The organism is Streptomyces sp. NPDC111802, from assembly GCF_055634335.1.
The window spans coordinates 167,006-185,654 of sequence record NZ_JBVKCZ010000016.1; the positions used below are offsets into that span (position 1 = coordinate 167,006).

An 18,649-nucleotide genomic window follows, 5' to 3' on the forward strand; every position below is an offset into this window, starting at 1 on the left:
CAGATCAAACAGAGCCCCGCGCCCCTAGGGGGCGCGCTGCCATCGGCGGCCGTTTACCTGTCCCGGCTCGTCACCGATCACATAACGGACCCTGCGTCCGTGCACCCTGCGCGCGGGCGCGCGGCAGCCCCGGGGCCTGCAGCCGCGCGCGAGGCGGGCGTACGGGTCCCTGGTGGCCAGGGCGATCGGGAGGGTCACGTCGGTCAGCCTAGCGGGTGATCAGCTGCGGCCGTGCCGGAGTGCGGGGTGTTCGCCTGCCGCCACCAGGTCGGAGACCGCGGCCTTCGGGTCCTTCCCCGTCACCAGGGACTCGCCGACCAGGACGGCGTCGGCGCCCGCGTTGGCGTAGGCGATGAGGTCGTGCGGGCCGCGGACGCCGGACTCGGCGATCTTGACGATGTGGTCGGGGATCTCCGGGGCGACGCGCTCGAAGGTGCCGCGGTCGACCTCGAGGGTCTTGAGGTTGCGCGCGTTGACGCCGATGACCTTGGCGCCCGCGTCCACGGCGCGCTCGACCTCGTCCTCGTCGTGCACCTCGACGAGGGGCGTGAGGCCGATGGACACCGCACGCTCGATGAGGGACTCCAGGGCGGGCTGGTCGAGGGCCGCGACGATCAGCAGGACGAGGTCGGCGCCGTAGGCCCGGGCCTCCCAGAGCTGGTACGACGTGACGACGAAGTCCTTGCGCAGGATCGGGATGTCCACACGGGCGCGGACCGCCTCCAGGTCGGCCAGCGAGCCGCCGAAGCGGCGCTGTTCGGTGAGGACGGAGACGACGGCCGCGCCGCCCGCCTCGTAGTCGGCGGCGAGCCCGGCCGGGTCGGCGATGGCGGCCAGCGCGCCCTTGGAGGGGCTGGACCGCTTGACCTCGCAGATGACCTTGACGCCGTCGCCCTTGAGGGCGGCGACCCCGTCCTTCGCCGCGGGAGCCTTCGCCGCGCGCTCCTTGAGCTCGTCGAGGCTGACGCGCGCCTGCCGCTCCGCGAGGTCGGCACGGACTCCGTCGATGATCTCGTCGAGCACACTCACGCGAGCGGCCCCCTTTCCGAAGGTGGACTGTCAAAGCCGTACGAAACAGGTGGTCACTGCGATGGTATCCGGAGGTGGGCGTATGCCTCGCATCCGGTTGACGCCGGTCCCATTACCTGGACGTTCACCAGTTGATCAAGGGTGCAGCCAGTCACCGAAGGGCAGGTTCCGGACAACGGTGAAGAGCAGGAGCAACGCCCCTGTGGCCCATAGCGTCACCGGCGACAGTTCCAGCCTGAAGGGGCGCCCGCGCACCGACCTGATCACCCAGACGGCCCACAGGACGGCGAAGAGCGCGTAACCGGCGACCGCGAGCGCGTTGTCCTGGAGCGCCGCCGCGAAGTCCCCGTGGACCACGGCGTGCGCGCTGCGCAGACCGCCGCAGCCGGGGCAGTAGATGCCGGTGAACTGCAGGAGCGGGCAGGCGGGGTAGTGGCCGGGTTCGTTCGGGTCCACGGCGCCGACGTATGCGAAGGCGGCCACGACGGCCGCGAGCACCCCCGCCGGTACGGCCAGTCGGCCGAGTACGGCGACGGCGCCGGGCTCGGTGGCTCCGTGCGGGCTGTCGGCGTTCACGTCATGCATTGTGCCCCCGCACGCGCGTGAGGGGCGTCCCCTGGCACCCATCGGTGCCGGGTCGCCCCTCAGCGAGGTCGGACGAGTCTCAGCTCTTGGCGCTCGCCGGTTCGCGCTCCTGCGAGGTCAGCAGCGCCTTGTGCGCGTCCTTCGGCTGGCCGAGTCCCATCGAGCTCATGATCCAGCCGACGATGCCGCCGAGGACCACGACGCCCAGACCGGCCCAGAAGCCCGCGGGCTGGTCCAGCACCATGAAGGCGCCCGAGACGCAGAACCCGATGAAGGCGATCGTGACACCGGTCCAGGCGGCCGGGGTGTGACCGTGGCTGCTGCCCGCCATTGCTTGCTCCTTGTTGCTGTGTACGTGTCGTACGTGGGTGAGCCGGTCGCTCGCTGTCATTGTCCCGCACGCGTACGCCCGCGGTGATCGGGGGTCACGCCGGGGCCGCGGACTATCCGCCGGTCGGGTCCTCGCCCCGGTCCAGGGCCTTCCACAGTTCCTCGGGCCGGTCGGGGTCGGCGGCCTGGGCCCTGCGGCGCGGGCGGGGGGCGCCGCCGCGCTCGTAGCGGCCGGACATGCCGGGCCACAGCCGGCCGTAGCGCAGGGCCAGCAGTCCGGCGAGCAGGATCAGGGCACCGCCGACGGCCGCGACGTACGGCCAGGCGGTGTGGTTGAGGGCGTCGACGGTGGCCGCGGTGTCGCCGGAGGCCTGGGCGGCCTTCTCGTCGAGCGCTGAGCTGTCGGAGGCGCCGAGCAGGGCGGCGGCGACGGTGCCTGCGCCGGAGAGCGCGAGCAGCCCGGCGACCATGAGGCGGCCGGCCCGGCGTACGGCGAACACGGCGACGAGCGCGGCGAGCCCCACTATGGCCAGGGCCGCGGGGACGCCCGTGACGTCGCTGCCCTTGGCGATCAGGGGGAACGGGCCGCCCGCCACCGTCACGGTGCCCTCGGACCAGCGCTGTCGGGTGGCGAGCAGCGCCACGGCCGCGCCGAGCGCGCCGCACAGCAGGGCCACGGCGAGACTCATACGGCCGGCCCGGGCGGAGGCGGGGGCTTCGGAACGGGGGTGCGGTACGGCAGTCACCCCTCCACTATCACCCGAACCCCGGACGATCAGTCACCCGGGGTTCGGTGAGAGGGCCACCCGGTTCAGCCGAGCCGGTTCGCCGTGTGCACCGCGCGCAGTACCGCCGCCGCCTTGTTGCGGCACTCGGTGTCCTCGGCGACCGGGTCCGAGTCGGCGACGATGCCCGCGCCCGCCTGGACGTATGCGGTGCCCTCCCGCAGCAGGGCCGTACGGATGGCGATGGCGGTGTCGGAGTCGCCCGCGAAGTCGAGGTAGCCGACGCAGCCGCCGTACAGCCCGCGTCTGGACGGTTCGAGTTCGTCGATGATCTGCATCGCGCGCGGCTTGGGGGCGCCGGAGAGGGTGCCGGCCGGGAAGCAGGCCGTCAGGACGTCGAAGGCGGTGCGGCCCGGTGCGACGCGTCCCGTCACGGTGGAGACGATGTGCATCACGTGGGAGTAGCGCTCGATGGACATGAAGTCCACGACCTCGACGGAACCCGGCTCGCAGACGCGGCCCAGGTCGTTGCGGCCGAGATCGACCAGCATCAGGTGCTCGGCGCGCTCCTTGGGGTCGGCGAGCAGTTCGTCGGCGAGGGCCTGGTCCTCCTGCGGGGTCGCCCCGCGCCACCGGGTCCCGGCGATGGGGTGGACCATGGCCCGCCCGTCCTCGACCTTCACCAGGGCCTCGGGGGACGAGCCGACGACGTCGAAGCCGTCGAAGCGGAACAGGTACATGTACGGCGACGGGTTGGTCGCGCGGAGCACGCGGTAGACGTCCAACGCGCTTGCCGTGCACGGCGTTTCGAAGCGCTGGGAGGGGACGACCTGGAAGGCCTCGCCGGCCCGGATGCGCTCCTTGATGTCCTCGACGGCCTCCTGGAAGTCCTCGCCGCCCCACAGGGCCGTGTACTCGGGCAGCTCCGAGGGCGGGAGCACGGCCGGGGGCTGGGCGACCGGGCGCGAGAGGTCGGCCTCCATGGCGTCGAGGCGGGCGACCGCGTCGGCGTGGGCCTCGTCGACGCCGGTGTCGAGGTCGTTGTGGTTGATCGCGTTGGCGATCAGCAGGACCGAGCCCTCCCAGTGGTCCATGACGGCGAGGTCGCTGGTGAGCAGCATGGTCAGCTCGGGCAGCTTCAGGTCGTCCCGCTCGCCGGGGCCGATCTTCTCCAGGCGGCGCACGATGTCGTAGCCGAGGTAGCCGACCATGCCGCCGGTGAAGGGCGGCAGGCCCTCGTGGTGCGGCGTGTGCAGGGCCTCGATGGTGGCGCGCAGGGCGGCGAGCGGGTCGCCGTCGACGGGGACGCCTACGGGCGGGGCGCCGAGCCAGTGGGCCTGTCCGTCGCGTTCGGTGAGCGTCGCCGCGGAGCGTACGCCCACGAACGAGTAGCGGGACCAGGAGCGGCCGTTCTCCGCGGACTCCAGCAGGAAGGTGCCGGGGCGCTCGGCGGCGAGCTTGCGGTAGAGGGCGACCGGGGTGTCGCCGTCGACGAGGAGCTTGCGCGTGACCGGGATGACGCGCCGGTCGGTGGCGAGCTTGCGGAAGGTCTCAAGGTCCATGGCGGCTGACCCTACTGATCCGAGGCCGCTGCGCCGGAATCAGCGCCGTCCTTGAGCAGTACGTCCTCGTCGAAGCAGGTGCGCGCGCCTGTGTGGCAGGCGGCGCCGACCTGGTCGACCTTGACGAGCAGGGTGTCGGCGTCGCAGTCCAGGGCGACGGACTTCACCCACTGGAAGTGGCCGGAGGTGTCGCCCTTGACCCAGTACTCCCGGCGACTGCGCGACCAGTAGGTGCAGCGGCCGGTGGTGAGCGTGCGATGCAGCGCCTCGTCGTCCATCCAGCCGAGCATGAGCACCTCTCCGGTGTCGTACTGCTGGGCGATGGCGGGCAGGAGTCCGTCCGCGCTGCGCTTGAGGCGCGCGGCGATCTCGTGGTCCAGTCGGCTGGGCCGGGGCGTGCTCGTGGTCATGCCTGCCATTGTGCCGCCTGCCACTGACAGTGACGGTTCCATGTCCACTGGGCGGACCTGTTGCCCGGTCGTAGGCTGACTGCATGTCGACCTTCGCCAAGCGTGAACGACTTCTTCTGGCCGACCTCTTGGAGGCCGAGGGCCCCGACGCCCCCACCCTCTGCGAGGGCTGGACGACCCGTGACCTGGCCGCGCATGTGGTGGTGCGCGAGCGCCGTCCCGACGCCGCCGCAGGCATCCTCATCAAGCAGCTCGCGCCGCGCCTGGACAGGGCGATGGCGGAGTTCGCCGCGAAGCCGTACGAGGAGCTGATCCAGCTCATCCGCACCGGTCCGCCGCGCTTCTCGCCCTTCCAGCTCAAGCAGGTCGACGAGGCGTCGAACACGATCGAGTTCTACGTCCACACGGAGGACGTCCGCCGCGCCCAGCCGGACTGGACCCCGCGCGAGCTCGACCCGGTCTTCCAGGACGCCCTGTGGTCCCGGCTGGAGCGCTCCGCCCGCCTGGTGGGCCGCAGCGCCCCCACGGGCCTGGTGCTGCGCCGCCCCGACGGCCAGACGGCCGTCGCCCACAAGGGCACCCCGGTCGTGACGGCCACCGGCGAGCCGTCGGAGCTGCTGCTGCTCGTCTACGGCCGGCAGAACGCCGCGAAGGTCGAGCTGGACGGCGACCAGGACGCCATCGCCAAGCTGCACGAAGGAAAGCAACTGGGAATCTGAGCGCGATCGGGCCCGACGGTCAGACGGCCGTCGCTCACAAGGGCACCTTTCGGATCTCCCCGGCAGAAAGCCCCGGCCACCCGGTGGCCGGGGCTCGAAGCGGCGGGCGTCAGCGCACGGCGTGGCCGGCCGTCCGCAGCGTGTCCTTCACCTCGCCGATCCGCAGATCCCCGAAGTGGAACACCGACGCCGCCAGCACCGCGTCCGCGCCCGCCTCGATAGCGGGCGCGAAGTGGGTGAGCTTGCCGGCGCCGCCGGAGGCGATCACCGGGACCGTCACGTGCTTGCGTACGGCCTGGATCATCTCCAGGTCGTAGCCGTCCTTCGTGCCGTCCGCGTCCATCGAGTTGAGCAGGATCTCGCCCGCGCCCAGCTCGGCCGCGCGGTGCGCCCACTCGACGGCGTCCATGCCGGTGCCGCGACGGCCGCCGTGGGTGGTCACCTCGAAGGTGCCCTCTGGCGTGCGCCGCGCGTCGACCGAGAGGACCAGCACCTGCCGGCCGAAGCGCTCGGCGATCTCCCGGATGAGATCCGGGCGCGCGATGGCCGCCGTGTTGACGCCCACCTTGTCCGCGCCCGCGCGCAGCAGCTTGTCCACGTCCTCGGCCGTGCGGACGCCACCGCCGACGGTCAGCGGGATGAACACCTGCTCGGCGGTGCGGCGCACCACGTCGTACGTCGTCTCGCGGTTGCCCGACGACGCGGTGATGTCCAGGAAGGTCAGCTCGTCGGCGCCCTCGGCGTCGTACACCTTGGCCATCTCGACGGGGTCGCCCGCGTCGCGCAGGTTCTGGAAGTTGACGCCCTTGACGACCCGGCCGTTGTCCACGTCCAGGCAGGGGATGACTCGGACCGCCAGGGTCATGAAACCGGCTCCTCTAACGTCCTCTGAATGCTTCTATTTCCACTTCGACCAGGATGCGCGAGTCCACGAAGCCCTCCACGACGAGCAACGTCGAGACCGGGCGCACCGTGTCGAAGAACTCCTTGTGGGCCCGGCCCACGGCGTCCACATCGCGGGCGTGGGTCAGGTACATCCGCGTACGGACCACGGACTCGACCCCGAGCCCGAACTCGCCGATCGCCTCGATCGCGTGGGTGAAGGCCACCTTGGCCTGCTCGTACGGGTCGCCCTCGCCGTACAGCACGTCGCCCTTGAAGGACGTCGTGCCCGCCACCAGCACCCGGTCGCCCGCCGCGACGGCACGTGCGAAACCGAAGGACTCTTCCCAGGGACTTCCGCTCTGCACGCGCCGTACGGCATCGGATGTCATGACACTGTGTCCATTTTCACGACGTAGCCTCCAGGGCCTCTTCCAGGGTGAACGCCTTCGCGTACAGGGCCTTCCCGACGATGGAGCCCTCGACACCGAGCGGGACCAGCTCGGCGATGGCCCGCAGGTCGTCCAGGGACGACACGCCGCCGGAGGCGACCACCGGGCGGTCCGTCGCCGCGCAGACGTTCTTCAGCAGCTCCAGGTTCGGGCCCTGGAGGGTGCCGTCCTTGGCGATGTCGGTGACGACGTAACGGGCGCAGCCCTCGCTGTTGAGGCGCTCCAGCGTCTCGTAGAGGTCGCCGCCGTCGCGGGTCCAGCCGCGGCCGCGGAGCGTGGTGCCCCGGACGTCCAGGCCCACCGCGATCTTGTCGCCGTGCTCGGCGATGACCTTGGCGACCCACTCGGGGGTCTCCAGGGCGGCCGTGCCGAGGTTCACGCGCGTGCAGCCGGTGGCGAGCGCGGCGGCGAGGGAGGCGTCGTCGCGGATGCCGCCGGACAGCTCGACCTTGATGTCCATCGCCTTGGCGACCTCGGCGATCAGCTCGCGGTTGTCGCCGGTGCCGAACGCGGCGTCCAGGTCCACCAGGTGCAGCCACTCGGCGCCCGAACGCTGCCAGGCCAGGGCGGCCTCCAGCGGGGAGCCGTAGGAGGTCTCGGTGCCGGACTCGCCGTGTACGAGGCGGACGGCCTGGCCGTCGCGGACGTCTACGGCGGGGAGGAGTTCGAGCTTGGCCATGTCTCTACAGGGTTCCGATCCAGTTGGTGAGCAGCTGCGCTCCGGCGTCGCCGGACTTCTCGGGGTGGAACTGCGTGGCCCACAGGGCGCCGTTCTCCACGGCGGCCACGAAGGGCTTGCCGTGCGTCGACCAGGTGACCTTGGGCGCGGTCATCGCCGGGTTGTGCGTCTCCAGAGCCCAGTCCTGGACGGCGTAGGAGTGCACGAAGTAGAAGCGGGCGTCCGCGTCCAGGCCGGCGAACAGCTCGGTGCCCGCCGCCACGTCCACGGTGTTCCAGCCCATGTGGGGCACGACATCGGCCTGCAACGGCTCCACCGAGCCCGGCCACTCGCCGAGACCCTCGGTCTCGACGCCGTGCTCGATGCCGCGCGCGAACAGGATCTGCATGCCGACGCAGATGCCCATCACGGGACGTCCGCCGGACAGCCGACGGTCGATGATCCAGTCGCCGCGTGCCTCGGTGAGCCCCCGCATACAGGCCGCGAAGGCACCGACGCCCGGCACGAGCAGGCCGTCGGCGTTCATGGCCCGGTCGAAGTCACGGGTGATCTCGACATCGGCGCCCGCGCGCGCGAGGGCGCGTTCGGCCGACCTCACATTGCCGAAGCCGTAGTCGAAGACCACGACCTTCTTGGTGCTCAATTCCACACCTCCAGCCTGAGGACGCCCGCGACGAGACACATCGCGGCGCCTATCGACAGCAGCACGATGAGGCTCTTCGGCATCTCCTGCTTGGCGAAGGAGATGATGCCGCCGACCAGGAAGAGACCGACGACGATCAGGATGGTGGACAGCCCGTTCACAGCGCGCCCTTCGTGGAGGGCAGGATTCCGGCCGCGCGCGGGTCCTTCTCGCTCGCGTACCGCAGCGCCCGCGCCAGCGCCTTGAACTGGCACTCCACGATGTGGTGCGCGTTGCGCCCGTACGGCACGTGCACGTGCAGCGCGATCTGCGCCTGGGCGACGAAGGACTCCAGGATGTGCCGGGTCATCGTGGTGTCGTACTCGCCGATCATCGGCGCCATGTTCTCGGGCTCGGTGTGCACGAGGTAGGGGCGGCCGGACAGGTCGACGGTGACCTGGGCGAGGGACTCGTCCAGCGGGACCGTGCAGTTGCCGAAGCGGTAGATCCCCACCTTGTCGCCGAGGGCCTGCTTGAAGGCGGCGCCCAGCGCGAGGGCGGTGTCCTCGATGGTGTGGTGGGAGTCGATGTGCAGGTCGCCCTCGGTCTTCACGGTCAGGTCGAACAGACCGTGCCGGCCGAGCTGGTCGAGCATGTGGTCGTAGAAGCCGACGCCTGTCGACACATCGACCTTGCCGGACCCGTCGAGATCGATCTCGACGAGGACCGAGGTCTCCTTCGTCACCCGCTCTATGCGGCCTACGCGGTTCATGCGCTCTGCTCCTCCGGGGGTGCGGGGGTGTCCCCCACAAAACTCAGTAGTTCACGTACGGCGTCGAGGAACGCGTCGTTCTCTTCGGGGGTTCCGGCGGTCACCCGCAGCCAGCCCGGCACGCCGTTGTCCCGGACCAGGACGCCCCGGTCGAGGATCTGCTGCCAGACGGCGTGGGCGTCGTCGAACCGCCCGAACTGCACGAAGTTGGCGTCCGACGCGGTGACCTCGTAGCCGATCGCCAGCAGCTCGGTGACCAGCCGGTCCCGCTCAGCCTTCAGCTGCTCGACGTACTTGAGCAGCGTGTCGGTGTGCTCCAGGGCGGCCAGCGCGGTCGCCTGGGTGACGGCCGACAGGTGGTAGGGCAGCCGTACGAGCTGGACGGCGTCCACCACCGCCGGGTCCGCGGCGAGATAGCCCAGGCGCAGGCCGGCGGCGCCGAAGGCCTTCGACATCGTCCGGGAGACGACGAGATTCGGCCTGCCTTCGAGCAGTGGCAGCAGCGAGTCGCCGTGGCTGAACTCGATGTACGCCTCGTCGACCACGACCATCGACGGCTTCGCCGCCTGCGCGGCCTCGTACAGCGCGAGGACGGTCTCGGGCGGGACGGCGTTGCCCGTGGGGTTGTTGGGCGTGGTGATGAAGACGACGTCCGGCCGGTGCTCTGCGATCGCCTTCTCGGCGGCCGCGAGGTCGATCGTGAAGTCGTCGTTGCGGGGGCCGGAGATCCAGCCGGTGCCGGTGCCGCGCGAGATGAGTCCGTGCATCGAGTACGACGGCTCGAAGCCGATCGCGGTACGGCCAGGACCGCCGAAGGTCTGCAGCAGCTGCTGGATGACCTCGTTGGAGCCGTTCGCCGCCCAGACGTTGGCCAGGCCGACCTCGTGGCCGGACGTGTCCGTCAGGTACCTGGCGAGCTGGGTGCGCAGCTCCACCGCGTCCCGGTCCGGGTAGCGGTTGAGGTTCCGGGCCGCCTCACGGACCCGCTCGGTGATGCGCTCGACCAGGGCCTCGGGCAGCGGGTAGGGGTTCTCGTTGGTGTTCAGCCGTACGGGGACGTCCAACTGGGGCGCGCCGTAGGGGGACTTGCCGCGCAGCTCGTCCCGTACGGGGAGATCGTCGATGCCGGTCACTTGCTCTCGGGTACCTTCCAGCCGAACCTCGCCTTGACCGCCGCGCCGTGCGCCGGCAGATCCTCCGCCTCCGCCAGCGTCACCACGTGCTGCGCGACCTCGGCCAGCGCGTCCTTCGTGTAGTCGACGATGTGGATGCCGCGCAGGAAGGACTGGACGGACAGACCCGAGGAGTGGCAGGCGCAGCCGCCGGTGGGCAGCACATGGTTGGAGCCGGCGGCGTAGTCGCCGAGCGACACCGGTGCCCAGGGGCCGATGAAGATCGCGCCGGCGTTGCGCACCCGGTCGGCCACCGCGGTGGCGTCGGCGGTCTGGATCTCCAGGTGCTCGGCACCGTACGCGTCGACGACCCTGAGGCCCTCGTCCACACCGTCGACCAGGACGATCGCGGACTGTCTGCCCTTCAGGGCCGGGACGATCCGGTCGTCGATGTGCTTGGTGGCCGCGACCTGCGGCTCCAGCTCCTTCTCCACCGCGTCCGCGAGCTCCACGGAGTCGGTGACGAGGACGGCGGCGGCCAGCGGGTCGTGCTCGGCCTGGCTGATCAGGTCGGAGGCGACGTGCACCGGGTCGGCGGTCGCGTCGGCCAGGATCGCGATCTCGGTCGGGCCCGCCTCGGCGTCGATGCCGATCTTGCCGGTGAAGTAGCGCTTGGCGGCGGCGACCCAGATGTTGCCGGGGCCGGTGACCATGTTGACGGGCCGGCAGGACTCGGTGCCGTACGCGAACATCGCGACGGCGGTCGCGCCTCCGGCGGCGTACACCTCGTCGACGCCGAGCAGCGCGCAGGCGGCCAGGATCGTCGGGTGCGGGAGGCCGTCGAACTCGGCCTGGGCCGGGGAGGCCAGCGCGATCGACTCGACGCCGGCCTCTTGGGCGGGGACGACGTTCATGACCACGGAGGACGGGTAGACCGACCGGCCGCCGGGCGCGTAGAGCCCGACCCGCTCGACCGGCACCCACTTCTCGGTGACCGAGCCGCCGGGGACGACCTGGGTGGTGTGCGAGGTACGGCGCTGCTCGCGGTGGACGAGACGGGCGCGCCGGATGGACTCCTCCAGGGCCGCGCGCACGGCCGGGTCGAGCTCTGCCAACGCGCGCGTGAGGGCCGCCGCGGGCACCCGCACCTGGTCGAGCTTGACCCCGTCGAACTTCTCGGCGAAGTCGATCAGCGCCGCGTCGCCCCGATGATGCACGGCCTCGCAGATCGGACGCACCTTCTCCAGGGCGGCGGATACGTCGAAGTCGGCTCGGGGCAGCAGGTCGCGCAGGGCGGGGCCCTCGGGAAGGGCGTCGCCGCGCAGATCGATTCGGGCCAAGAAGGAATTTCGCAGCACGGGCTCAATTCTCTCAGACCCGGGTCCGGCACCGTTCGCGCGTATCAATGGCTGATACAGAACCCTGCGGGAACCCGGAAGATCACCTTCACGTCTAGCGTTCGGGGCGTCACACAGCGGGCATGAACGGTTGTATAAACCCACGAGTAGCTGAGAGGGATGAAAGAGACGTGACCGAGGGGGCCGGCATCCGGGACGGGGATCCGCCGGACGATCTGACCGCCGCCGAGATAGGCATGTGGCAGGCCTTCCGCAACGGCAGCGTGTACGACCTGAGCAGCGGCGACACGGTCGTCGACGATCCGCACGGCGGGCACCCCTGGGGCGAGGAGCGGACCGTACGCGCGCGTATCGTCTGCTGGCTGCTGCTGGACGGGCCGCCCGCGCTCGCGGGCCGGGTGTCTTCGCTGAAGCTGGTCGGCGTGCGGATCAGCGACACGATGGACCTGGCGGGCGGCACGGTGGTGCCGTACGTCGAACTGCGCGGCTGCCGCTTCGACCAGGAAGTCCGGCTGCCCGAGGCCCGCTTCACCACCGTCCGGCTGGTGGACTGCGCGGTGCCGCGGCTGGAGGCCGCCCGGGTGCACACCGAGGGCGATCTGCATCTGCCGCGCTGCCGGTTCCACAACGGCGTACGGCTCACCGACGCCCACATCGGCACGGATCTGCTGCTCAACCAGGCGATCGTCTACCGCGACCGCAGCGGCCGCTCGATAGCGGCGGACGGCATCAGCGTCGGCCAGGACCTCCAGGCCGAGATGCTGGAGTCGCACGGCGAGCTGAGTCTGCGCGGCGCCAGCATCGGCGTGTCGCTGAGCCTGCGGGGCGCACGGCTGGTCAACCCGTACACGCGGCTCGCGCTGAACGCCCCCCAGCTGACCGTCGGGCGCACCCTCTACCTGACCCCGGCGGGCGTCGGCAGTCCGCTGCTGAGCGGCCGCACCCCCGCGCGCGGGACGCGCATCCAGCGGTTCGCGTGCCAGGGCGGGGTGCGGCTGGACGACGGGCGGTTCGGGGACGCCGTCGACCTGGAGCGGGCCCGGTTCGCCTTCAGCGACGAGCAGGAGCTGTCGCTGCGCCGCGTCCAGACACCCGAGCTGCGCTTCCTCGGGGAGCGGCCGGAGCGCGGCAGGGTGGTGCTGTCCGGGGCACGGATCGTCAACCTGATGGACCGGGCGGACGCCTGGCCGGGGCCTGGGCTGCTGCACATGGGCGGGTTCACCTACGAGAACCTCGTGCCGCGCGGCCCGTTCCCGCTGGAGCGGCGGCTGGAGTGGGTGGCCGCCGCGACCGCCGAGTACAACCCGGAGCCGTACGAGCGACTGGCCGCCGTCCTGCGCAACGGCGGTGAGGACGAGGACGCGCGCGAGGTGCTGCTCGCCAAGCAGCGCCGGCGCCGCGAGACCCTGCCGCCCGCGGCCAAGCTGTGGGGTTACGCACAGGACTGGATGGTCGCCTACGGCTACCGGCCGGGCCGGGCGGCGGTGTGGATGGCGGTGCTGTGGGCGGCGAGCTCGGTGGCCTTCGTGTACGCCGATCCGCCGCCGCTGAAGGGCACCGAGCACCCGACGTGGAACCCGCCCCTGTTCGCCCTCGACCTGCTGCTGCCGGTCATCGATCTGGGCCAGGTCGGGTTCTGGCAGCTGAGCGGCGCCTGGCAATGGCTGGCCGCGGCGATGATCCTGCTGGGCTGGATCCTGGCGACGACGGTGGCCACCGGGGCCACGCGCACGCTGCGCCGAAGCTGAGATCGACGATTGTTGAACTCTACCCCTTTACCCGTTCTTGACCTGTTGGCGTACAACTTTCCACATCTTGCCCGTTCCCTCTGGCGCGGGCGTGACCAGCGGTCCTTCAATGGTCGACACCATGGCTCTCATGCTGCCGTTCGGCCGGGCGTCCCGGTCGGCAAGGACCGCGCAGCGCCCCGCCGTCGGTCTCCACGCCGACGACGAGGTGCTTCTCGACGCGCCCGACGACCGCCTGGGCCCCGCGCTGGTCGCGGCCGGGCGGGGCGCGTACCAACCGGCCGCCGAACTGCTCGCCGTCACCCGGCAGCAGGCGCAGTGGGAATACCGCGACAGATACGCGCTGCATCTAGCGGCCTTCGCGCGCTCCCGCCCGGAGTGGCTGGAGGCCTGGTACGCGGCGGCCCCGCACGATCCGGACGCGCTGCTGATCAGGGCCCAGGTCGCGGTGGACCACGCCTGGCGGTCACCGGCGCGGGCCGAGGTGCTGCGCGGGGTGAGCCCGATGATCACCGCCGCCGCGCGGGCCGACGACCGCGACCCGGTGCCGTGGCGGATCGCCCTGGACCACGCGCGCGGCTCCCGCGCCGGGCACACCTACTTCGGCGAACTGTGGGAGGCGGCACTGCGCCGCGCCCCGCGCCACTACGGCTGCCATGTGGCCGCCCTGCGCTATCTGGGCTCCGCCTGGCACGGCTCGCACCGGGAGTGCCTCGACTTCGCCGACCGGGCGGCACAGGACGCTCCGGCCGACTCCCTGGTCCAGGCGCTGCCGACCCGGGCCGCCCTCGCCTACCTCGACGACGACTGCGGTCCGGGCATGCCGCGGGCCCGGCTGGACGCGGCGGCCGACCGGGCCCTCGCGCTGTCCGCCCGGTTCCCGGCGGCCGACCTGTGGCCGGCTGCGATCCGCAACAAGCTGACGTACGTCCTGGTACGGCTGGGCCGCTGGGAGGACGCCCTGGAGCAGCTGCGCCTGATCGGGCCGTACGCCACGTCCTTCCCGTGGAGCCGGGGCTCGGACGATCCGCTGGGGCGGTTCCTGGAGGTACGCGAGGAGGTCCGGCTGCGGACGGCGGCCGAGCGGGATGCGCGCGGCGAACATCCACGGAGTGGGCGCGCGGAACGCGTTCACTCCGGTGACCACTAGGCTTTGACGCCGTGACCGTCCGCCTTCCGCTCTTCCCCCTGAACTCGGTGCTCTTCCCGGGCCTCGTGCTGCCGCTCAACGTCTTCGAGGAGCGCTATCGCGCCATGATGCGCGAGCTGCTGAAGACTCCCGAGGAGGAGCCGCGCCGTTTCGCCGTCCTGGCCATCCGGGACGGCCACGAGGTGGCTCCGAGCGCCCCCGGCATGCCGGATCCGACGGCCCAGCCCGACCGCGGGCCGGCGGCGGGCTTCGGCCCCGACCCGGCGAAGTCCTTCCACGGCGTGGGCTGTGTGGCGGACGCGGCGACGATCCGGGAGCGGGCCGACGGCACCTTCGAGGTGCTGGCGACGGGGACGACGCGGGTACGGCTGGTGTCGGTGGACACATCGGGCCCGTTCCTGACGGCGGAACTGGAAGAACTCCCGGAGGAGCCGGGCGACGAGGCGGGCGCGCTGGCCGAGGGGGTGCTACGCGCGTTCCGGCAGTACCAGAAGCGTCTGGCGGGCGCCCGTGAACGTTCCCTGTCGACGGCCGACCTGCCGGACCAGCCCTCCGTGGTCTCCTATCTGGTGGCGGCCGCGATGATGCTGGACACCCCGACGAAGCAGCGCCTGCTCCAGGCCCCGGACACCGCGTCCCGGCTGCGCGACGAGCTGAAACTCCTTCGCGCCGAGACCTCGATCATCCGTACGCTGCCGTCGCTGCCGGCGTCGGACCTGACGCGCGGCCCGACGAGCCTGAACTGACGCACCACACACGACGCACGACTCTGGGGAACCGGCCACCATGGCGAAGAAGCCGAAGAAGAACCAGCATCAGTCCGGCGGCACACCCGCGACGGTGTCCCTCACGGCGGCCGGCATCGCGTACACGATCCACTCCTACGACCACGACCCCTCCCACCCCTCCTACGGCGAGGAGGCCGCGGAGGCGATGGGTGTGTCACCGGAGCGGGTCTTCAAGACGCTGGTGGCGGACGTGGACGGCGACCTCACGGTGGCGGTGGTCCCGGTGGCGGGCCAGCTGGACCTCAAGGCCCTGGCGTCGGCGGTCGGCGGCAAGCGCGCGACGATGGCCGACCCGGCCCTGGCGGAACGCACCACCGGCTACGTCCGGGGCGGTATCTCCCCCCTGGGCCAGCGCAAGAAGCTCCGCACGGTCCTGGACGCCTCGGCCCGCGGCCACGCCACGATCTGCGTCTCGGCCGGCCGCCGCGGCCTGGAGGTCGAACTCTCCCCCGAGGACCTCACCAGCCTCACCCAAGCGGTCCTCGCCCCCATCGGGCGTGCGTGACCTCTCGACGGAAGCGGTGTCCTCGGTTAAGTACGAGGGACATGTCGAAGAAAACGCGGAAACGAAAGTGGCGCGTCAAGAAGGGCCGCTCGAACCACGGACGCCGCCCGGCGTAGGCATTCAGAACGCCGGTCGAGGCATTTCAGCCCGTCCCTGGGCCTTCAGAACGCCGGTCGAAGCATTTCAGCCCGTCCCTAGGCATTCAGAACGCCGGTCGAGGCATTTCAGCCCGTCCGGCGTTTGAGGACGAGGCCCGTTCAGGGCCGACAGCGGGGGTCTGGGGGCGGCAGCCCCCAGAAAGCACCCGGGGTCAAAGGGGCAGAGCCCCTGGAGGACGGGACGGGTAGGGGCGGCGGGGGCGAAAAACCCCTCGGCGCGACCACCCACCCACCTACGCCGGCGGCACCCCGTAGGACCCCGGCTGCCGCCCGTCAGCAGAATCCTGCTGATACGGATCCACATCCCGGGGCCCGAACAACGCCGTCAGCCCGAGATGCACCACCAACGCGGCCAACGGCCACGCCAGCCACGCCCCCTTCGCCCCCAACTTCAACGGCGCCGAGAACGCGACCCCCTTGCCCGCTTCCTTCGCGTGGGCGATCACATCCCCCGTGGGCCCGAGCCACACCCCGACCCGCCAGGCCAGCAGCGACCCCGCAAACCCCCCGACGGCCAGCGCCACCACCAGCGGCACACCCCCACGCCGCCGCCACAGAAAGACAGCGGCCGCACTGACCAGCCCGAACGCGAGGGCAAGCAGAGTGAACGTTCCGTCCACCCCGACAGCCTGCTCCCCCTCGGAGTCCTTGAAGTAGACGACCCAGGCATTGTCGACGACATCCCCGACGAGCGGCACACTCGGCGCCAGCCACCACCACAGCACCCCGAGCAGCGCCCCGAACAGCGCCACCACCACCGCGACCAGGCCGGCCTCTCGCACTTCGGTCTTCATTCCGGGACCGTCCTGTTCGTACGAGCCATATATGCCGTACGGACCGGGAGAGCCGTGCGGCCCCTGTGCCCCGGGCGGAGCGTCGGTTATGGCGTCATGCGGAAGGGCAGCCGCATGCCCGGCAGCGGGCGGCTGCCACCCCCCGTTGGGGGACGGTTCACGCGGCGGCGGTGGCGGAGTCAGCGGAGCGGTCACCCTGCCATCGTGCCAGGCCGACCTGTGCGGCGCGTCACCGGACGGCCGCCCGACGGTACGCCCAGGTGGCGGCGGCCAGCGAGACGACGCCGACGACACCGCACACGGCCAGGTCCCCGAGCACGAACGCCCAGTCCGGCCGCTCCCCGAAGGTCCGCGCCAAGGCCTCCACCCCGTACGTCGAGGGCAGCAGATCCCGCGTGAACCGCACCGCCTCCGGCATCCGGTCGGCCGGCAGCACCCCCAGCAGCAGCGCCGCGGACATCCCCAACTGCCCGAGCAGCGTGGCCAGTTCGGGCCGCGGCGCGAGCAGCCCGAGTGCCGCGCCCAGCCCGGCGAGCGCGGCCCCCGCCAGCGGGATCACCGCGACGAGCACCCACAGATGCGCCATCGGCAGCCCGAACAGCACGCACCCGAAGACGGCCGTCACCACGGTCCCCGGCACGGTGAAGGAGGCGTACGCCCCCGCCGCCCCGAGCACCACCGCGGCGGGCGGCACCGGCAGCGTGGCGTAGTGGTCGAGCCCGCCGCTGGCCCGCAGTTGCCCGAAGTACTGCGCGAGCAGGTTCAGCGCGACGAAGGCGACCACGAGCACCGCCGACCCGGCCACCACGGCCTGCGCCTCGGCCCCGCCGTCCACGACCCCGCGCATCAGGACCATGATCCCGATCGACTGGAAGGTCGCCACGAACAGCAGCGGAATGCGCGCGACCCGCGCCCGGGACAACTGCGCCCGGTACACGGCGCACAGCGCAGGCCACAGCCGCGCACGCGGCCCGAGCTCGGCCGCGGCCGGTCCGGCCGTCTCGTCCACGGCCAGGGCGCTGCCCGGCAGAACCTCGGCGGGTACGACACTCACGTGGCGCTGCTCCCTTTCACACGGGGGATCACTGGGGAGGTGGCCCTGTCCCGTACGGATACCGATACGGATACGACGGTCTGTGTGCTCAAGCCTTCACCAACCCCTGCTGCGCGGCCCCGCCCAGAGCCAGATAGACGTCCTCCAGGCTGGGCGTGGCGAGCGTGAAGTCGTCCAGCGCGGCGAACGCGGCCCCGCCGGTGACGGTGGCGACGACCGCGCGGGCCTCCTCGGGAGCGAGCCGCAGCGTCCAGCGCCGCCCGGACTCCACGACCCGGTCCTGCAGCGCGGCGACCTCGGGCACGTCCAGCGGTGCCCGCTCCCGCCACAGCAGTTCGACCCGTACCTCGCCGGCGACCCGCTCCTTGAGCCCGGACGGTGTGTCGCAGGCGATCACACGGCCCCGGTCGAGCACGGCGACCCGGTCGAGCACGGTCTCGGCCTCGATGACGTTGTGGGTGACGAGCAGCACGGTCGTCCCGCGCTCGGCCCGCCGCCGGTCCACGGCCGACCACACGGCCCGCCGCGCCACCGGGTCCATCGCGGTGGTGGGCTCGTCCAGCACGAGCAGCGGCCGCTCCCCCACGAGCGCGGCGGCGAAGCAGGCCAGCCGCCGCTGCCCACCGGACAGCTTCTTGATCGGCCGCCCGGCGAGCGACCCGAGGCCCAGCTCGTCGAGTACGGCGTCCCGCTCGTCCCGCGCCTGCCGCGCGTCCAGTCCGCGCAGCCGCCCGGTCGTCTCGGCGGCGAGCGACACGGTCAGGTCGTCGAGGGCGGTCGACTCCTGCCCGAGGTAGGCGAGGATGCGCGCGGCCCGCTCCGGGTGCCGCACGATGTCGTGCCCGAGGATCTCCACGCTGCCGGTGTCGGGCCGCATCAGCCCGGTGAGCTGTCGTACGAGGGTGGTCTTGCCGGCGCCGTTCGGCCCGAGCAGCCCGAAGATCTCGCCGCGCCGGATGTCCAGCCGTACGTCGTCGGTGGCGCGCACCTCGGGCGTGCCGGGTGCCCCGCGCCGCCCGCGTACGGCCGGATAGGTCTTCGTCAGCCCGCGCACGGCACACACGACGTCACCATCGTGCCGAAATACCTGTGCCGCGCGCGTACTCACAAGGCACGAGACTACGGGGTCCGGACCCCGCCCGAGTCCTCGGGTCGGCCACCGGGCACAAACCGACAGCTGGTGGCCGCAAAACCCCCGGTCCCGATAAATCCACC

General features: G+C 71.7%; 23 protein-coding genes. 5 read left to right on the forward strand and 18 right to left on the reverse strand.

Going from position 1 to position 18,649, the window contains the following annotated elements; genetic code table 11:
- Positions 1-24 precede the first annotated feature (24 nt).
- From trpM to hisI, 7 genes are all read right to left on the reverse strand, one after another.
- Entirely contained in the window at positions 25-198 is a 174-nt protein-coding gene (gene trpM, locus ACZ7NC_RS19865) for a tryptophan biosynthesis modulator TrpM (RefSeq protein ID WP_372497317.1), read from the reverse strand.
- 21 nt (positions 199-219) lie between these two features.
- Positions 220-1,029, reverse strand: coding sequence for an indole-3-glycerol phosphate synthase TrpC (gene trpC / locus ACZ7NC_RS19870; RefSeq protein WP_471489929.1), 810 nt, complete (start codon positions 1,027-1,029; stop codon positions 220-222).
- 135 nt (positions 1,030-1,164) lie between these two features.
- Positions 1,165-1,614: a DUF2752 domain-containing protein gene (locus ACZ7NC_RS19875; protein WP_471489931.1), complete on the reverse strand. Its 450-nt coding sequence runs from the start codon at positions 1,612-1,614 to the stop codon at positions 1,165-1,167.
- 79 nt (positions 1,615-1,693) lie between these two features.
- Positions 1,694-1,945 (reverse strand): HGxxPAAW family protein, encoded by a 252-nt coding sequence (locus ACZ7NC_RS19880; protein ID WP_471489932.1) that lies wholly within the window; start codon positions 1,943-1,945, stop codon positions 1,694-1,696.
- A 112-nt stretch (positions 1,946-2,057) separates the two neighbouring features.
- The gene (locus tag ACZ7NC_RS19885) at positions 2,058-2,633 is read right to left on the reverse strand and encodes a TIGR02234 family membrane protein (protein WP_471489983.1); all 576 of its coding nucleotides are present in this window, start codon (positions 2,631-2,633) and stop codon (positions 2,058-2,060) included.
- A 122-nt stretch (positions 2,634-2,755) separates the two neighbouring features.
- Positions 2,756-4,231, reverse strand: coding sequence for an anthranilate synthase component I (locus ACZ7NC_RS19890; protein ID WP_471489934.1), 1,476 nt, complete (start codon positions 4,229-4,231; stop codon positions 2,756-2,758).
- Positions 4,232-4,242: 11 nt separating this feature from the next.
- Positions 4,243-4,650 carry a phosphoribosyl-AMP cyclohydrolase gene (gene hisI, locus ACZ7NC_RS19895; RefSeq protein ID WP_471489935.1) on the reverse strand — a complete coding sequence of 136 codons (408 nt, stop codon included), beginning with the start codon at positions 4,648-4,650 and terminating at the stop codon, positions 4,243-4,245.
- 74 nt (positions 4,651-4,724) lie between these two features.
- On the opposite strand from hisI, the gene ACZ7NC_RS19900 reads away from it, so the two are divergent.
- Positions 4,725-5,360: a TIGR03085 family metal-binding protein gene (locus ACZ7NC_RS19900; protein ID WP_471489937.1), complete on the forward strand. Its 636-nt coding sequence runs from the start codon at positions 4,725-4,727 to the stop codon at positions 5,358-5,360.
- Positions 5,361-5,469: 109 nt separating this feature from the next.
- On the opposite strand, the gene hisF is transcribed toward ACZ7NC_RS19900, so the two are convergent.
- From hisF to hisD, 8 genes are read right to left on the reverse strand one after another with little or no spacing between them, the layout of a single operon-like run.
- On the reverse strand, positions 5,470-6,225 hold the full coding sequence (gene hisF, locus ACZ7NC_RS19905) for an imidazole glycerol phosphate synthase subunit HisF (protein WP_471489938.1): 756 nt from the start codon (positions 6,223-6,225) through the stop codon (positions 5,470-5,472).
- A 13-nt stretch (positions 6,226-6,238) separates the two neighbouring features.
- Positions 6,239-6,634 (reverse strand): RidA family protein, encoded by a 396-nt coding sequence (locus tag ACZ7NC_RS19910; RefSeq protein WP_471489940.1) that lies wholly within the window; start codon positions 6,632-6,634, stop codon positions 6,239-6,241.
- A gap of 16 nt (positions 6,635-6,650) precedes the next feature.
- Positions 6,651-7,373 (reverse strand): bifunctional 1-(5-phosphoribosyl)-5-((5-phosphoribosylamino)methylideneamino)imidazole-4-carboxamide isomerase/phosphoribosylanthranilate isomerase PriA, encoded by a 723-nt coding sequence (gene priA / locus ACZ7NC_RS19915; RefSeq protein ID WP_471489942.1) that lies wholly within the window; start codon positions 7,371-7,373, stop codon positions 6,651-6,653.
- A 4-nt stretch (positions 7,374-7,377) separates the two neighbouring features.
- Entirely contained in the window at positions 7,378-8,022 is a 645-nt protein-coding gene (hisH, locus tag ACZ7NC_RS19920; RefSeq protein ID WP_471489944.1) for an imidazole glycerol phosphate synthase subunit HisH, read from the reverse strand.
- Positions 8,013-8,177 (reverse strand): hypothetical protein, encoded by a 165-nt coding sequence (locus ACZ7NC_RS19925; protein WP_301979194.1) that lies wholly within the window; start codon positions 8,175-8,177, stop codon positions 8,013-8,015. The genes hisH and ACZ7NC_RS19925 overlap by 10 nt, the downstream gene beginning before the upstream one ends.
- Positions 8,174-8,767, reverse strand: coding sequence for an imidazoleglycerol-phosphate dehydratase HisB (hisB, locus tag ACZ7NC_RS19930; RefSeq protein ID WP_471489946.1), 594 nt, complete (start codon positions 8,765-8,767; stop codon positions 8,174-8,176). Before hisB ends, ACZ7NC_RS19925 begins: the two co-directional genes overlap by 4 nt.
- Positions 8,764-9,900 (reverse strand): histidinol-phosphate transaminase, encoded by a 1,137-nt coding sequence (locus ACZ7NC_RS19935; RefSeq protein ID WP_471489948.1) that lies wholly within the window; start codon positions 9,898-9,900, stop codon positions 8,764-8,766. Before ACZ7NC_RS19935 ends, hisB begins: the two co-directional genes overlap by 4 nt.
- The gene (gene hisD / locus ACZ7NC_RS19940; protein WP_471489950.1) at positions 9,897-11,219 is read right to left on the reverse strand and encodes a histidinol dehydrogenase; all 1,323 of its coding nucleotides are present in this window, start codon (positions 11,217-11,219) and stop codon (positions 9,897-9,899) included. The genes ACZ7NC_RS19935 and hisD overlap by 4 nt, the downstream gene beginning before the upstream one ends.
- A 188-nt stretch (positions 11,220-11,407) precedes the next feature.
- Here hisD and ACZ7NC_RS19945 point away from each other — a divergent pair, with 188 nt between their 5' ends.
- The 4 genes from ACZ7NC_RS19945 (at position 11,408) to ybaK (ending at position 15,428) form a co-directional block, all read left to right on the forward strand.
- Positions 11,408-12,985, forward strand: a complete 1,578-nt coding sequence (locus tag ACZ7NC_RS19945) for an oxidoreductase (RefSeq protein ID WP_471489952.1) — start codon at positions 11,408-11,410, stop codon at positions 12,983-12,985.
- A 109-nt stretch (positions 12,986-13,094) separates the two neighbouring features.
- Positions 13,095-14,135, forward strand: a complete 1,041-nt coding sequence (locus ACZ7NC_RS19950; protein ID WP_471489984.1) for a hypothetical protein — start codon at positions 13,095-13,097, stop codon at positions 14,133-14,135.
- 11 nt (positions 14,136-14,146) lie between these two features.
- The gene (locus ACZ7NC_RS19955) at positions 14,147-14,881 is read left to right on the forward strand and encodes an LON peptidase substrate-binding domain-containing protein (RefSeq protein WP_471489954.1); all 735 of its coding nucleotides are present in this window, start codon (positions 14,147-14,149) and stop codon (positions 14,879-14,881) included.
- 40 nt (positions 14,882-14,921) lie between these two features.
- Positions 14,922-15,428 carry a Cys-tRNA(Pro) deacylase gene (gene ybaK / locus ACZ7NC_RS19960; RefSeq protein WP_471489956.1) on the forward strand — a complete coding sequence of 169 codons (507 nt, stop codon included), beginning with the start codon at positions 14,922-14,924 and terminating at the stop codon, positions 15,426-15,428.
- A 391-nt stretch (positions 15,429-15,819) separates the two neighbouring features.
- On the opposite strand, the gene ACZ7NC_RS19965 is transcribed toward ybaK, so the two are convergent.
- The 3 genes from ACZ7NC_RS19965 to ACZ7NC_RS19975 form a co-directional block, all read right to left on the reverse strand.
- The gene (locus tag ACZ7NC_RS19965; RefSeq protein WP_471489957.1) at positions 15,820-16,575 is read right to left on the reverse strand and encodes an AAA family ATPase; all 756 of its coding nucleotides are present in this window, start codon (positions 16,573-16,575) and stop codon (positions 15,820-15,822) included.
- A gap of 34 nt (positions 16,576-16,609) precedes the next feature.
- A complete protein-coding gene (locus ACZ7NC_RS19970) occupies positions 16,610-17,434 on the reverse strand; it encodes an ABC transporter permease (protein WP_471489958.1) in 825 nt (274 codons plus the stop codon).
- Positions 17,435-17,522: 88 nt separating this feature from the next.
- Complete coding sequence (locus ACZ7NC_RS19975) at positions 17,523-18,497, reverse strand: ABC transporter ATP-binding protein (protein ID WP_471489960.1); 975 nt, start codon at positions 18,495-18,497, stop codon at positions 17,523-17,525.
- Positions 18,498-18,649: the final 152 nt, after the last annotated feature.

Coding starts and splice junctions, on each gene's coding strand:
- ACZ7NC_RS19875 (WP_471489931.1), bottom strand. CDS start 1,614: ATGCATGACGTGAACGCCGACAGCCCGCACGGAGCCACCGAGCCCGGC.
- ACZ7NC_RS19880 (WP_471489932.1), bottom strand. CDS start 1,945: ATGGCGGGCAGCAGCCACGGTCACACCCCGGCCGCCTGGACCGGTGTC.
- ACZ7NC_RS19885 (WP_471489983.1), bottom strand. CDS start 2,633: ATGAGTCTCGCCGTGGCCCTGCTGTGCGGCGCGCTCGGCGCGGCCGTG.
- ACZ7NC_RS19890 (WP_471489934.1), bottom strand. CDS start 4,231: ATGGACCTTGAGACCTTCCGCAAGCTCGCCACCGACCGGCGCGTCATC.
- hisI (WP_471489935.1), bottom strand. CDS start 4,650: ATGGCAGGCATGACCACGAGCACGCCCCGGCCCAGCCGACTGGACCAC.
- ACZ7NC_RS19900 (WP_471489937.1), top strand. CDS start 4,725: ATGTCGACCTTCGCCAAGCGTGAACGACTTCTTCTGGCCGACCTCTTG.
- hisF (WP_471489938.1), bottom strand. CDS start 6,225: ATGACCCTGGCGGTCCGAGTCATCCCCTGCCTGGACGTGGACAACGGC.
- ACZ7NC_RS19910 (WP_471489940.1), bottom strand. CDS start 6,634: ATGACATCCGATGCCGTACGGCGCGTGCAGAGCGGAAGTCCCTGGGAA.
- priA (WP_471489942.1), bottom strand. CDS start 7,373: ATGGCCAAGCTCGAACTCCTCCCCGCCGTAGACGTCCGCGACGGCCAG.
- hisB (WP_471489946.1), bottom strand. CDS start 8,767: ATGAACCGCGTAGGCCGCATAGAGCGGGTGACGAAGGAGACCTCGGTC.
- ACZ7NC_RS19950 (WP_471489984.1), top strand. CDS start 13,095: ATGGTCGACACCATGGCTCTCATGCTGCCGTTCGGCCGGGCGTCCCGG.
- ybaK (WP_471489956.1), top strand. CDS start 14,922: ATGGCGAAGAAGCCGAAGAAGAACCAGCATCAGTCCGGCGGCACACCC.